The organism is Bacillus sp. T3 (genome assembly GCF_033449965.1).
In the GTDB taxonomy this organism is placed as follows: domain Bacteria; phylum Bacillota; class Bacilli; order Bacillales; family Cytobacillaceae; genus Bacillus_BU.
Genome location: NZ_CP137761.1, coordinates 2,977,072 through 2,991,479 on the forward strand (window position 1 = coordinate 2,977,072; position 14,408 = coordinate 2,991,479).

Annotated in this window: 11 protein-coding genes and 1 riboswitch; of the genes, 5 read left to right on the forward strand and 6 right to left on the reverse strand. The window is 38.3% G+C overall.

Going from position 1 to position 14,408, the window contains the following annotated elements:
* Window positions 1–50 precede the first annotated feature (50 nt).
* The gene (locus RGF10_RS15345) at window positions 51–1,730 is read left to right on the forward strand and encodes a ribonuclease J (protein WP_318503451.1); all 1,680 of its coding nucleotides are present in this window, start codon (window positions 51–53) and stop codon (window positions 1,728–1,730) included.
* Between the two features lie 486 nt (window positions 1,731–2,216).
* On the opposite strand, the gene RGF10_RS15350 is transcribed toward RGF10_RS15345, so the two are convergent.
* On the reverse strand, window positions 2,217–3,428 hold the full coding sequence (locus tag RGF10_RS15350) for an IS256 family transposase (protein ID WP_318503453.1): 1,212 nt from the start codon (window positions 3,426–3,428) through the stop codon (window positions 2,217–2,219).
* A gap of 346 nt (window positions 3,429–3,774) precedes the next feature.
* Between RGF10_RS15350 and acsA the strand changes: the two genes are divergently transcribed.
* The 3 genes from acsA to uvsE (RGF10_RS15365) all read left to right on the forward strand — a co-directional run bounded on the left by acsA (window position 3,775) and on the right by uvsE (RGF10_RS15365) (window position 7,279).
* Window positions 3,775–5,496 carry an acetate--CoA ligase gene (acsA, locus tag RGF10_RS15355; RefSeq protein ID WP_318503455.1) on the forward strand — a complete coding sequence of 574 codons (1,722 nt, stop codon included), beginning with the start codon at window positions 3,775–3,777 and terminating at the stop codon, window positions 5,494–5,496.
* Window positions 5,497–5,737: 241 nt separating this feature from the next.
* Window positions 5,738–6,250: a DUF3231 family protein gene (locus RGF10_RS15360; RefSeq protein ID WP_318503457.1), complete on the forward strand. Its 513-nt coding sequence runs from the start codon at window positions 5,738–5,740 to the stop codon at window positions 6,248–6,250.
* Between the two features lie 63 nt (window positions 6,251–6,313).
* Window positions 6,314–7,279 carry a UV DNA damage repair endonuclease UvsE gene (gene uvsE / locus RGF10_RS15365; RefSeq protein ID WP_318503459.1) on the forward strand — a complete coding sequence of 322 codons (966 nt, stop codon included), beginning with the start codon at window positions 6,314–6,316 and terminating at the stop codon, window positions 7,277–7,279.
* Window positions 7,280–7,351: 72 nt separating this feature from the next.
* On the opposite strand, the gene uvsE (RGF10_RS15370) is transcribed toward uvsE (RGF10_RS15365), so the two are convergent.
* Window positions 7,352–8,305, reverse strand: coding sequence for a UV DNA damage repair endonuclease UvsE (gene uvsE / locus RGF10_RS15370; protein WP_318503461.1), 954 nt, complete (start codon window positions 8,303–8,305; stop codon window positions 7,352–7,354).
* Between the two features lie 204 nt (window positions 8,306–8,509).
* A complete protein-coding gene (locus RGF10_RS15375) occupies window positions 8,510–9,088 on the reverse strand; it encodes an ECF transporter S component (protein WP_318503464.1) in 579 nt (192 codons plus the stop codon).
* Window positions 9,089–9,256: 168 nt separating this feature from the next.
* Window positions 9,257–9,391, reverse strand: a riboswitch (FMN riboswitch).
* 285 nt (window positions 9,392–9,676) lie between these two features.
* Between RGF10_RS15375 and RGF10_RS15380 the strand changes: the two genes are divergently transcribed.
* Window positions 9,677–10,618: an HD-GYP domain-containing protein gene (locus tag RGF10_RS15380; RefSeq protein WP_318503466.1), complete on the forward strand. Its 942-nt coding sequence runs from the start codon at window positions 9,677–9,679 to the stop codon at window positions 10,616–10,618.
* Here RGF10_RS15380 and RGF10_RS15385 read toward each other — a convergent pair.
* The 3 genes from RGF10_RS15385 to cysI form a co-directional block, all read right to left on the reverse strand.
* Window positions 10,608–11,327, reverse strand: coding sequence for an SIMPL domain-containing protein (locus RGF10_RS15385; RefSeq protein ID WP_318503468.1), 720 nt, complete (start codon window positions 11,325–11,327; stop codon window positions 10,608–10,610). The two genes, RGF10_RS15380 and RGF10_RS15385, sit on opposite strands and share 11 nt — an antisense overlap.
* A 260-nt stretch (window positions 11,328–11,587) precedes the next feature.
* The gene (locus tag RGF10_RS15390; protein ID WP_318503470.1) at window positions 11,588–12,499 is read right to left on the reverse strand and encodes a hypothetical protein; all 912 of its coding nucleotides are present in this window, start codon (window positions 12,497–12,499) and stop codon (window positions 11,588–11,590) included.
* 190 nt (window positions 12,500–12,689) lie between these two features.
* The gene (cysI, locus tag RGF10_RS15395; protein WP_318503472.1) at window positions 12,690–14,408 is read right to left on the reverse strand and encodes an assimilatory sulfite reductase (NADPH) hemoprotein subunit; all 1,719 of its coding nucleotides are present in this window, start codon (window positions 14,406–14,408) and stop codon (window positions 12,690–12,692) included.

Genomic DNA, 14,408 nt, shown 5'->3' on the forward strand with positions numbered 1-14,408 from the left:
AGGAATGCCATAAAGGAAATACTACTAATATTTAATGGTATTTGGGAGGAATGAAATTGACAACCAATGATAATGCATTATCGATTTTCGCTTTAGGTGGTATTAATGAAATTGGAAAAAACATGTATGTGGTCCAATATTCCGATGATATCGTCATTATCGATTGTGGTGGAAAATTCCCCGACGAAAGTTTGTTAGGAGTTGATTTAATTATCCCTGACATGACTTACCTTGAGGAAAATAAGGAAAAAATCCGTGCGCTCATTGTGACACACGGACATGAAGACCATATTGGTGGGATACCTTTTTTTCTAAAAAAATTAAACGTTCCGATTTATGCAACTCGATTTACTCTCGGTTTGATTGAATTAAAATTAGAAGAACATAGATTAACAAGAGATACAAAGCTTGTCCAAATTGATTCAGAATCGACACTAGAGTTAGGAAAAATCGGGGTTTCTTTTTTCAAGGTAAGCCATAGTATTCCTGATTGCCTAGGTATTGTCTTCCATACACCTGAAGGAAATGTCGTCCATACAGGTGATTTTAAATTTGATTTAACTCCTGAAAATAACCAATACTCAGATATTCATAAAATGGCAGAATTCGGCAATCAAGGGGTTCTTGCATTAATTTCTGAAAGCACCAATGCTGAACGTCCAGGATTGACCCCAACAGAACGAATGGTCGCCAATCATATGGATGCCGCCTTTATGAAGGCGACCTGGAAAATATTTGTCTCCACCTTTGCATCAAATATCAATCGCGTTCAGCAGGTCGTTTCTGCTGCAATCAAAACAAACCGAAAGCTCGGATTGCTTGGACGAAGTATGGTCAATGTTGTCGATGTCGCCATAGAACGCGGCTATATTGATATCCCTGAAGGAATGTTGATTGATGCTCAGGAAATCGATAAGCTTGCACCAGAAAACGTCGTCATTTTATGTACAGGAAGTCAAGGAGAACCGAACGCTGCCCTTGCAAGACTTGCTACTGGAAACTTTCGCGATGTTTCAGTTTATCCTGGCGATACGGTGATTATGGCCGCCTCCCCCATCCCTGGGAATGAAAAAGACGTATCTAAAGTCATCAACAATTTATTTCAGCTAGGCGCTAATGTGATTTATGGTTCAGGCAGTTCAACTGGTATGCACGTTTCTGGCCATGGTTATCAAGAGGATCTAAAGCTGATGCTCACCTTAATGAAGCCGACCTATTTTATCCCCATCCACGGTGAATATCGGATGCTGCACCATCACCGCGTACTCGCCGAATCGGTAGGAATCGAAAAAGGAAATACTTTTATTTTAAAAAATGGCGATGTAGTCGACATCGAACATGGAGAAGCACGGCAGACCCGCAGCATCCCCTCTGGCGATACGTATGTGGACGGTGTAAGCGTTGGTGATGTTGGCGAGGTTGTTCTCCGAGACCGCAAGCAGCTTTCCGAAGATGGAATGATTGTTATTGTCCTTACGATTAGCAAAAGAGACTTTCGTGTTATTCAAGGACCCGATACGATTACCCGTGGTTTTGTCTATGTAAAGGAATCCGAGAATTTAATGAGAGAAATTAATGAAATCGTAAAAAGAACAGTTCGGGAGCTGCAGGACGAAAACGTGCGGCAGTGGAGTGCGATGAAGCACAGTATTAAAAAGTCTGTTGGACAATATTTATTTAAACATACCAAGAGGAAGCCGATGATTTTGCCAGTGATTATTGAGATTTGATTTTTAAGAGTCCAACAAATAAAAGGAAAAGAGCACCTACTAGTGCCTTTTCCTTTTATGTTTTTGAGAAAGAAGTCACCAACCAGCTCCTATCGTTACCACTTTAGATTTTTTTGTTGACTGCGGGCACGATAAACTCCCTATCGTTACCTCTCAGGCTTTTTGGCGCCCTCTGCGGGCACGATAAACTTCCTATCGTTACCTTTTAGGCTTTTTAACGGCCTCTGCGGTCACGATAAACCCACTATCGTTACCTCTTGGGGGAATGTAAATTATTTTGTGTAAATGATTTAATTACAATAATTTTGACTACACTTAAACTATAGTGCTCTTACTTACTAGGGGGATAGGGCAATGCTGGGGAGCAACCCGAGCACCTAGTAAGGTTCTGTACAAACGGGAGAGGTGTATTCACCTCTCTTTTTCCCTTTTGGGAGAACAAAAAGCGATAAACCCTAGGGCGCAGCCCTAAACTAAACAACAAACTTAATCGTTAATTCCAAGACGATCACTAAACATGATTTCAAACTGCTGTCTACATTCTAACCAACCTGGGATAGCGTTAGTCCATGTGTCTGTTACCCCAACAGTCGCCAAGTAAACTATCTTTCTAAGAGCATTGTCGGTTGGATAAGCCGTCTTTGTTTTTGTGACTTTTCGCAGCTGTCTATGGAATGCTTCGATGGTGTTAGTTGTATAGATTAACTTTCTGATTTCAACCGGATAGGCAAAGAAGGCCGTTAGTTCTAGCCAATTATTCTCCCAAGACTTAACAACCGATGGAAACTTTTTATCCCACTTTTCTTTGAACTCAGTAAAAGCCATTTCAGCCTGTTCCAGCGTAAATGCCTTATAGACTTTTTTTAAATCATCCATAACCTCTTTACGATGTTTGGTAGGGACATACTTTAAATTATTGCGTAGTTGATGTATCACACACAATTGAATATCAGTCTTTGGGAACGTAGATGTTATGGCGTCTGAGAAGCCGGAAAGCCCGTCTTTACAGGCAATTAGGATGTCTTGAACTCCTCGGCTTTTCAATTCCTGGCAAACGTTTAGCCAGAAACTAGCACTTTCATTTTCACCAATCCAAATGCCAAGAATATCTTTAACACCATCGGTGTTGATGCCTAATACCGTATAGGCAGCTTTATTGATAATCCGATTTTCATGCTTAACTTTGAAGTGAATCGCATCAAGAAACACGATTGGATACACAGGGTCTAATAAACGGGACTGCCACTCATAAACGAGCGGTAATATTTTATCAGTCACCTTACTAACCAAAGAAGGTGAAACACTAATACCGTAGATATCTTTCATGTGATCCTCAATATCGCGGGTAGACATTCCTTTTGAGTAAAGTGAAATAATTTGATCCTCTAAGCCGTTAATAGAGGTCTCGTACTTTTTAATTATTTGAGGTTCATATTCACCTTTTCTGTCCCTAGGAATCTTTATTTCTGTTTCGCCCAACTTAGACTTGATAGTCTTCTTACTGTATCCGTTTCTACTATTTCCTGAGTTGTTTCCTTTCACATTGTGTTTTGAGTAACCGAGGTGGTCTTCAATCTCAGCCTCGAATACCTGTTGGAGTGTTTCTCTAAATAAGTCTCGAATCATAACTTGAATGTCATCCACTGTTTCACATTGACTGGCTAATTCTCTTATGGTCATATCACCAAAGTTTTGCATAAACGATCATCTCCTTAATTGGAAAGTATAACCATTTACACAAAAATATAGACGTTCTCCCTCTTGGATTTTTTTTTGCCTCTGCGGGCACGATAAACTACTTATCGTTACCGCTTGGGCTTTTTTTCGACCTCTATGGGAACGATAAACTACTTATTGTTATCTCACGGGCTTTTTTGCATCCTCTTCGGGCACGATAGCTCATGAAAAACGTTTAATTTTGTCAGCATTACTCGATTTTTTGTAAAAATTTTTAGAATTTTTAATAAATATGTTGTTGTACCATACTAAAATGTTTTATAATCTGTATTATAACAATTTATAAATTATTTTAGGGGGATGTTAGATGGAAAAAGCTTTAGATGTAATCGGAATCGATACAATTGATGCAACAGCCAATCTTTCAAATTATGATGAAACTGTAAAAGAGATGAACTGGGAAAATATAGAACAAAACTTTACTTGGTCTAAAACCGGTAAAGTAAACATGATTTACGAAGCGATTGACCGTCATGTTGATGAAGGAAAAGGAGACAAGAAAGCTTTTATCTATAGCGACAACACCCGTAATGAGGAATATACGTTTTCTGATTTAAAAGCGCTTTCATGTAGATTTGCCAATGGGTTAAAGGCTAATGGTATTGAAAAAGGAGATCGTGTCTTCATTTTCATGCCACGGAGCCCTGAATTATATGTTGCAATGCTTGGTATCATCAGAATTGGAGCTATTGCTGGACCAATGTTCGAAGCATTTATGGAGGAAGCAGTTAAGGATCGTTTACTTGATAGTGGCGCAAAAGCTGTTGTTACAACACCTGAGCTACTTAAGCGAATTCCTGTAAGTGAATTACCAGATTTACAGTATGTGATTTTAGTTGGTGCAGACGAAGCTACAGCTGATAATCAACTTTTATACAATGATTTAATGAAGAGCTCTGATGAATACACAATTGAGTGGGTTGACCGTGAAGATGGTATGTTATTAATCTATACCTCGGGTTCAACAGGTAAACCTAAAGGTGTTCTTCAGGTTCATGATGCAATGATCCATCAATATCTTGCTGGTAAGTGGGTCTATGATTTGAAGGAAAACGATGTATATTGGTGTACAGCAGACCCTGGCTGGGTAACTGGAACATCTGCTGGTATGTGGTCTCCGTGGCTAAATGGGGTTACAAACGTATTGCGCGGCGGTCGCTTTGACGCTGATGAGTGGTTTGCAACAATCGAAAAATACGGCGTAACCGTTTGGTTTAGTGCTCCAACAGCATTCCGTTTATTAATGGGAAGTGGCGATCAGCTTCCAAAAAAATATGATATTTCTAAGCTTCGTCATGTTCTATCTGCAGGTGAGCCATTAAACCCTGAGGTTATACGCTGGGGCCTTGAAACATTGAATTTACGAATTCACGATAACTGGTGGATGACTGAAACAGGATCTTCCATTTGTGCGAACTTCCGTTGTAACCCGATTCGTCCTGGTTCAATGGGAAAACCACTTCCAGGAATTCAGCTTAGCATAATTGACGATCATGGTAACGAATTACCTCCAAACCACATGGGAAATCTTGCGATTAAACCAAAATGGCCGGCAATGGTTCGGACTGTATGGAATAATCCTGAGCGCTATGAGCAATATTTCTTAAAAGGTTGGTTTATTTCAGGTGATTCAGCCTATAAGGATGCAGATGGATACTTCTGGTTCGAGGGCCGTGTTGACGACGTTATCAATACTTCTGGTGAGCGTGTAGGACCATTTGAAGTTGAAAGTAAGCTTGTTGAGCACCCAGCTGTTGCAGAAGCTGGTGTTATCGGTGTACCTGACCCAGTTCGTGGTGAAGTTATCAAAGCGTTCATCACACTGCGAGAAGGATATGTTGAAAGTCAAGAATTGCTTGATGAAATCCGCAACTTTGTTAAAACAAAGCTAGCTGCTCACGCTGCACCTCGCTTGTTTGAAATTCGAGAATCTATTCCAAAAACTCGCTCAGGTAAAATCATGCGTCGCGTTTTAAAAGCGTGGGAGCTTGGTCTTCCTACTGGCGATTTATCAACAATGGAAGATTAATCCTAGATTTTGTCTCACTTTTAAGATTTGAATGTAGTTAGGTTTTTATTCGATTCGATATGCTTTTGGCCACATGGACAAGCCTCCATGTGGCCGTTTTTTATTTTTTAGGATTCTGTCTAATTAGTTTCCAAAAGGTTACTTCATCCCTCTTATCATGCAAATTCATTTTCTGGGTATGCTAAATTTGTGCAATTTTAGAGAGGTGGCACAAAAGATGAATGTTATTAGGAGGTTTACGATGGGAATCTTAAGTGGAAATCCAAAAGATGAACCAATGCACTATGGTGAAGTTTTTAGTACATGGTCTTTTTTACTTGTTGGAAAAGGAATGAACGCAGCATATCAAACAATGCTGAATCATGCGGGTGATGAGGATTTAAAAAAATTAATAGTTGAAGCTATCGATGCATGCCAACAAGAGGCAAAACAAATTGAAGAACTGTTAAAGGAAAATGGAATTGGGCTTCCTCCTGCACCTCCAGACCGTCCAGAAGCCTGTCTAAATGATATACCAGTTGGTGCCAGATTCCAGGATCCTGAGCTTGCTGCAACATTATCCGCTGATATCGCAGCTGGTTTAGTGTCATGTAGTACCATCATTGGTCAATCGATCCGTGAAGATATCGCGATGATGTTTGCCCAATTTCATGCACAAAAAGTTACTCTAGGTGCAAAAGTCCTTCGCCTAAATAAAGAAAAAGGCTGGTTAATTCCTCCGCCTTTACACCACAATAAAGCAGAAAATTGTTAATTATCCATTCATGAGCAGACAGTTTCTTTTGTCTGCTCATCCATTGATAAGGAGATGTAATACATGACGATTGTACATCTAGGTTATGTGGCAATGAGCATGGAATTAAAGAATGCATCCCCTTCGCAAACAATGACTTTTGCCCAATTTCATAAAATTGAGGACCGGGAAGCCGCCCTTAGAAAATTAGAACGAATTGCCCTGTCAAATTTACATAATACACTACGTCTATTAAAGCATAATGCTGCATCGGATATTTATTTTTACCGCTTAACCTCACGCCTTATTCCATTAGCCAACCACGAGGAGCTTCTTGACTGGAATTATATGAGGCCATTAAAGGAAAGCCTTCTGGAAATTGGTCATTTTATTAAAAAAAATGAAATGAGAATCGATTTTCATCCCGATCACTTTGTGTTAATCAACTCTCCACAGGAGCATATTTTAAAAAATTCAATTAAGACGCTCAAGCTTCATTATTTATTATTAAAAGGAATGGGAATTGACCCGACTCATCGCTGTGTCATGCATATTGGAGGGAACTATAAAGAAACAGAACTATCGTTAGAGCGTTTTGTTGAAAATTGGATGGACGTACCACGGTCAATTCAGAACATGATTATGCTTGAAAATGATGATACTTCCTTTAATCTTGAAGACACTTTGTACTTGTGTGAAAAGCTGGATATTCCGCTTGTTTTTGATTATCATCATCACCTTGCCCTTCATGTTAATGAAAATTGGTATAATCATTGGAATCGTGTCGTTGACACTTGGAAGAACTCACCGCTCCCTCTTAAAATGCATATCTCTAGTCCAAAAAATGATAAAGAGTTTCGACATCATTCCGATTATGTAGATGTCGAGATGTTTTTTCGCTTTTTAAAAGAAGTAAACGGAAGTGTTCCCCAAATCGATTGCATGATAGAAGCAAAAAGAAAAGATGAAGCACTGTTTCATCTAATGGGGGAAATAAACAAAAGAAATGACGTTGAGATAATTAACCGGAGTACATTTGAGCTAAAATGATTTGGGATTATTGGATTATCTAAGAATTTTTTTCACTTTCAAAAAGGAATGTTTCGCTCACAATTCAATGATTTACCATTCCACCATGGCGCTTGCGATTCGCTTCACGCCCCTTATCGAGGAAATGTCTTCAACCAGCTTGTGCATCGCTAAATTTTTCTGTTTCGCCTCGATCATAATATCAAAGTCCTGGTTCAAGACTTTTGCCATTTTTAAAAATGGAACAACAAAATCGAGATTAACAAAATCAGCATGAGAACGATATGCGGACTCTGATTTTGGGGATGAAAGATGAACCTTCGGCGGAAAAACAGATCCAGACCAGGTATTAAAGATTCTCTCTAGCAAAATGTCGAGACCTACATCCCCTTTATTCGCCATATGATGATGGAAATCAAGGACCATTCTCACCCCTTCCCGCTCACAAGCAAGTAGCGTTTCCTCGACATTATAGGTTTTATCATCATTTTCTAGTGTGGTGACCTTTTTTATTTGGTTGGGAAGGCGTTGAATATTTTGATGAAAACGCCCAATCGTTTCATTCTTATCACCATAAGCACCACCGATATGGATATTCAGGACTCCTTGCTCATTTACCCCCATAGCCTCAAGCATTCTGTAATGAAATTCCATATCTTTAATTGCATTTATCGTAACGTCTTCACGTGGACTAGTGAACAGCGTAAACTGATTGGGGTGAAAGCTCGGACGGATGTTAAATCTGTTAATTAGTTCCCCGATTTCCGACCATTGTGCTTTAAAAGGGGAAACAAAATCCCACATCACCTCAGGATGTGTAGCTAACGGAACAAGTGAGCTTGAGAAGCGGTACAACTCAATTTCATGAGCAATATTATAATGAAGAATTCTTTTTGTATGCTGTAAATTTTCTGCAGTGACAGCTAAAAGCTTTTCGGTTCTCTCATCCTTGGAAAGTGCAGAATACCGAGCAAAGGTTAAAGACTTTGACGGACTTGCATCCCACAAACCTAATGCATTTGCCACATATCCAAATCGAATTTTCATTGTATTCTTCCCTCTCAAGTAAAAGTAATGCTAGCTTCTATATCCTTTTCCAACACAGTCAGGTTTGATACATCTAATTTCTCCCTAATGAAACATGGCAAAATCTAATAAAGGTTGGCGCAAGCACCATTCATACATATTTCCTTTACATAAGAAAAGCCCTAGTTCTTTCATTGAACTAGAGCTTTGCTTTATTTATCCTCATTATTTAAATGCAACACTCTGCTTATTCAGCCATGCTCCCATTTTCGTGAACATAAGCATAAACAGAACAGACATCGCAACCCCTTTAATAAAATTAAACGGCAGGATACCAGCTACTATATACTGACGGATTTCTGCCCCATTCATTGCTGGCATATTTAAGAAATAAGTGTATGCCGGTAAAATGACGAGATAGTTCAGAACACTCATAACTACGGCCATAATGCTTGTTCCAAGAACAAGTGCTAAAGTCATGCCTTTTTTTGATTTAAGTTTTGTATAAACATAATAAGTCGGTAAAATATATAAAATCCCAGCAAGGAAGTTAGCAATGTGTCCTACCGGAACCCCTGTTTCACTGCCTTTAATAAAATAGTCAAGAATGTTTTTCATTAATTCAATTAGTACGCCAGCCATTGGTCCAAGGATAATTGCACCAATTAGAGCTGGAATATCACTGAAGTCAATTTTTAAAAACGCTGGAAATGGTGGTACAGGGAAATTCAAAAACATCAAAATGTACGAGATACTGCTTAGCATGGCAATTGAAACTAACGCTCTTACTTTGTTCTTTTTCATTCTTCTTTCTCCTCCATTTTAGGATCCATCATTCCTAGAAGGGAAGATTTAGTTAGCTACCAACCTTTCATTCCATTAAAAAACCCCAAGTTATGATTAACTTGAGGGAGAATGAATTCGAAGGTATACTTAATAAACGTCTAATATTCACCTTAAACGCCACTAAACCTCCATCTTCTCCCATCCAGACTATACTGTCGGCTTTGGAATCTCACCAAATCCTGCCTAAAAAAGGCTCACGGGCTTAGAGAATTTCTTCTCAACACCGTCGGTCGGGAATTACACCCTGCCCCGAAGATAGATACTATTTTTTTTATAAATCAATTATAATCGAATTACATTAGATTGTGAACTAAAATGCAATGTATATTTTTATAAACCCTATAAATTCATATTAATGTAATAATTTCATTCTATTTTTTTCTTTTCATATTATTTCACAGGATTTTTCTAGTCCCGGGTAGAATGTTATAAAAAACACTACATTATTGCTTACTTTCGGATCCTCCACTCCTCCTGCAAATCTATAAAACTCCCTTTTATCTAATCATTCCATTTAGAAAAATAGCTCAAAATGAGGTGTTATATTTGGAAAGGAAAGCTTACTTTACCTTAGAAAATTCCCTATTCTATCGGAGTCTTTTCTTTAATTTCTTAATCACCGTACCTATTCTTACATTGTGGTCAGCTGAATTTAATTTTATGTATATCTTGATTGTTATTTTTTTCGGGATTGGTTTTTCAACTAAATCAACATGGTTCAAGGTCATTATTAGTTCCACTATTGCATGCTTTAGAGCCTTTTCTAGTGGAGGCTTCGATCATCCAACAGCCTTTTTCGCCCTTCTGCTTATTTATACCTTCGTTACCTTCCTTTCCGCAGCAGTTACCAATCAATACATTATCCAAAAAAGAAATGAAACGGAACTTATCATGACCCTTTCAAAGCTACTCGATTCAAGGGACAAATATACAGCTAATCATTCAGAGAATGTTGCTAGCTATTCTTTAAAAATCGCAAAAAAAATGGGCCTATCAAAATATCAATGTAAAGCGATTTATATCGGTGGCTTGTTGCACGATACAGGAAAAATTGGGGTCCCTGAATCGGTACTGATAAAGCCAGCAAAACTAACAGCAAATGAATACGAAATCATTAAAACCCACCCTGTTATTGGATATGAAACATTAAAGCCGATTTCCTTTATCCGTGAGTTAGGGGTTTTAGAAATGATTTTATACCACCATGAACGATTTGATGGCAAAGGTTACCCTTTTGGATTAAAAGGGGAAGAGATTCCCCTCCCTGCTCGAATCATGGCCATTGCCGATTCATTTGATGCAATGACTTCTAGTCGTGTGTATCGAGATGGTTTGGGAATTGACTACGCCTTAACTGAAATAGAAATAAATAAAGGCAAGCAATTTGATCCAGAAATTGCGGAGGTTTTTTTAAGGATAATGAACCAAGAGAAATATTCCCTTGGTCAGGAAGTCATTCAATCAGCCAAAAAAATCATTAAGTTTTAGTATAGTATTTGAATTCAGCTTTAACATTGGCTACAATCCTAAACTCACCTTTTTGAATGGGCGGTACTCCCGCTTCAGCTGTAGCAGCTAATTTATATGAAAATACTGGGAAAATCCGGTCCTGTGGTTCGGGTTCTTCAACGATTTTGATTGGAGTTTTATTCAAGTTCGTCCCAATGGTAGTAGAAATCGTTACCGCTTTTTCAATTGCATCATGCAAAGCTCTTTTCAATGCTTCTCGATAATACCCTTCTGGGTTTGATACAAAAAACTGGACATTCCCGCCTCTGTTCGCCCCAGCTTTTAATGCTTGATCATAAACCAATCCAACCTTTGCAATATCCTTTACCGTAACCTCCAATTGATGTTCAACCTGATAAGCCCTTAGCACTGATTTTCCATCAATATAATCATATTGTGGTTGAATCGAATATACATTCGTTCTAATATCGCTATCACCGATTCCTAACTGCTTTAGTCCATTGATAACACGTGTAGAAATCATTGCGTTTTCTTGCTGTGCATTTTCGACATCAATATTTTCCGTAACGACACCAACTGTTAATTTTGCTTGATCAGGTCTTGCTGTGATTTCTCCCTTGCCATTTACCGTCATTTTATTGTGATGATTTATTTGATCTATATATTGGTGATGTCTATTTTGATTCGTATAGGGTTCACCTATGTTTGAATAGTAAGGATAATACATAAAAATCCCCATTTCTGTTCTAACCTTTTTATTATTAGTCTATGAAAGGATGCAGAGCAGCATTCTATTAAGTCATTATTGACTAATAAACCACCAATTTTCTTTATTTATCGACAAATAATTGTATGTATTTGATAAAAAAGTATATAGATTCTAATGAATATATGGTATGATTTGTCTACCATTTACTTTATTTATTCATGTACCCCGCTCTATAGATGAGCGGGGATTTTTTTTGCCCTATTCCATAACAGGAAAATCTAAGCTTGACTACCCTCAGAATTATACTTATTTCTTACTTGATTAGCCCATTTGTATAGTGCTGCATTCCACTGATAGCTGTTAAAAAACTCCTCCACTGAAGAAGCTTCCGAATGCCAAATGATGGGACTAAATGGTACGACGGAACCAACACCGTCCCAAACACCACCTGCTTTTAATGTCATTGTATCTTGCATAACGAGTAGCAATGGATGACCTTTTTGATAAGCCATTGCTGGCTCGAATTGAGAAAATGGTGTATACGGCTCACCATATGATGTTTGTGTTTGCTCTAATAATACTGCTATAGTACCGAAGCTGGACTTAATGATATTTGAAATATTTTCCAATCTTGTATCGGGGTATTGAGTTGAATTGGTTAATGTTCTAGGCAATAGAAGCACTCTCTTTAGTTCTTTAAATAATTGAAGGATGAATTGTTGTTCCTGTGACAGTGGTGGAGGATCATCTGGTCCTAGCGAAGTAAGATTTTGATGACTAAAAAAGACTGGAATTTTAAATAATACACTACCTGCTTCATTAAGATCGAGAATGTCTTGTTCAAGTTGCTGTACATCTACATCTATACTTGTCTTAGCAGATAGCAAATTTTGATTGACTATTACTTCTTTCTCGTCTGTTAACTCAGGACTATTCCATGTCATGGCCTGTTGCGTTATTTTTTGAGGATGAGTTTGCATTTGTCGTGTTTTATTTACTAAAGGAACTTTTTTTCCTGATTGTTGATTCATATGATTCATATTATCTGCTCCTAATGGTTTAACTACACTCTCCTGACCAGTATTTTGATCGGGTTCCGCTTGTTTATTTTCTGATTTAAGTCTTTGTTTCTTTAAAAATTCCTTACCTTCCTGTTGTAGTTGTGAAATTTTCACCTTTTTCACACTCATAGACATCGCCTCCATATATAAGAGTATTCAAAAGAAAGTAGCAATGATTGGATAAATAGCCTAATGTTTGTACTTTATACCTATTTCTCATTTAAAAATTTCCGATAGAAGTTTTAGTTGAAGGCTTCTATTGGTCCAAAAAAAATGACTTAAAGCTGTTCGCTTAAGTCATTTTTTCCTTTATTTCAACTTATTCATGAAAATTTGTACCATCTGTTGTCGCTTTAATAATCCCCGCACGGATGACGAAATCACCAAAATGCTCGCCTTCTTCACGTTCTTTTGCATAACGCGGAAGAATTTGGCCTAATTCTTTTAATATTTCAGCTTCACCGATGTTTTCACGGTACATTTTGCTAAGACGGCTACCGTCATGAGCAGCACCTAAATACATATTGTATTTTCCTGGTGCCTTGCCAATGAAACCTATCTCTCCGAGTGCATGACGTGCACAGCCGTTCGGACAGCCGGTCATTCGAATAGTGATTTCTTTATCTCCAAGACCATTATCATTGACAATTTCCTCAATCTTCCCAATTAAGGTCGGTAAATAGCGTTCAGCTTCTGCCATTGCTAATCCACATGTTGGTAGCGCAACACATGCGATAGAAGAACGACGAAGTGCTGAATAGTGTGCCCCATCTGTTAATCCGTATTTTTCAATTAACTCATTAATTTTCTTTTTCTTCTGACTCGATACATTCGCAATAATGACATTTTGATTAGAGGTTAAATGAAATTCTCCACTATGAACCTTTGCAATTTCACTTAAGCCTGTCTTTAGCTTATAATCATCAAAATCAGCGACACGTCCGCCTTCGATAAACAAAGTGAAATGCCATTTTCCTTGGACACCCTTTACCCAGCCATAACGATCACCATTATGGTCAAAGTGGAAGGATTTTGCTTCATCCAGGCTCCAACCTAGTCGATTTTCCAATTCTGCCTTCACATTTTCTAGCCCAAGTCGGTCTACTGTGTATTTAAAACGTGCATTTTTCCGAACGGAACGGTTCCCGTAATCACGTTGAATCGTAATGACCTTTTCTGCCACTTCATATAACTGGTTCGGTTTAACAAAGCCGATCACTTTACCCAACTGTGGATAAGTCGCAGTATCTCCGTGGGACATACCCATTCCTCCACCGATGGAAACGTTAAAGCCAATTAGCTTTTCATCTTCGACAATGGCAATGAACCCTAAGTCTTGAGAGAAAACATCTATGTCATTATGTGGTGGGACCGCAATACCTATTTTAAATTTACGTGGCAAATAAAGCGGTCCATACATTGGCTCGACTTCTTCAACCTCAGGAGTGCCGGCAACCTTTTCTTCATCGAGCCAAATTTCATGATAGGCTCTGGTGCGTGGTAATAAATCATTACTCAATTTTTTTGACCATTCATATACTTCAGCATGAATTTCTGATTGATATGGATTTGACGCACACATAACGTTCCGGTTTACATCTCCACAGGCTGCAATGGTGTCCATTAAAGCAGAATTAATTTCTTGAATCGTGCTTTTCATGTTCCATTTTAAAATCCCATGCATTTGGAAAGTTTCACGAGTTGTAAGCTTCAAAGTTCCATTCCCATATTTATCAGCAAGCTCATCCATTACTAACCATTGATTTGGAGTAGCCACACCGCCTGGTAATCGGACACGTAGCATAAATTGATAAGCCGGCTCAAGCTTTTGCTTCGCACGTTCGTTGCGAAGATCACGATCGTCCTGTAAATAACTACCATGATGCTTCATTAAACGGTTATCATCCTCAGGAATACCTGCGCTTATACGGTCAAGCATTACTTCTTTTAGAGTACCGCGTAAATAGTTACTTCTTTCTTTAATATCTTCAACATCACTTGGTGGGCCGTCCGGCGCTTTTAGTATTTGGTTCACCAT

Coding starts and splice junctions, on each gene's coding strand:
- uvsE (WP_318503459.1), top strand. CDS start 6,314: ATGACGATTGTACATCTAGGTTATGTGGCAATGAGCATGGAATTAAAG.
- RGF10_RS15360 (WP_318503457.1), top strand. CDS start 5,738: ATGGGAATCTTAAGTGGAAATCCAAAAGATGAACCAATGCACTATGGT.
- cysI (WP_318503472.1), bottom strand. CDS start 14,408: ATGGTGAACCAAATACTAAAAGCGCCGGACGGCCCACCAAGTGATGTT.
- acsA (WP_318503455.1), top strand. CDS start 3,775: ATGGAAAAAGCTTTAGATGTAATCGGAATCGATACAATTGATGCAACA.
- RGF10_RS15390 (WP_318503470.1), bottom strand. CDS start 12,499: ATGAGTGTGAAAAAGGTGAAAATTTCACAACTACAACAGGAAGGTAAG.
- RGF10_RS15350 (WP_318503453.1), bottom strand. CDS start 3,428: ATGCAAAACTTTGGTGATATGACCATAAGAGAATTAGCCAGTCAATGT.
- RGF10_RS15345 (WP_318503451.1), top strand. CDS start 51: ATGAAATTGACAACCAATGATAATGCATTATCGATTTTCGCTTTAGGT.
- uvsE (WP_318503461.1), bottom strand. CDS start 8,305: ATGAAAATTCGATTTGGATATGTGGCAAATGCATTAGGTTTGTGGGAT.
- RGF10_RS15385 (WP_318503468.1), bottom strand. CDS start 11,327: ATGTATTATCCTTACTATTCAAACATAGGTGAACCCTATACGAATCAA.
- RGF10_RS15375 (WP_318503464.1), bottom strand. CDS start 9,088: ATGAAAAAGAACAAAGTAAGAGCGTTAGTTTCAATTGCCATGCTAAGC.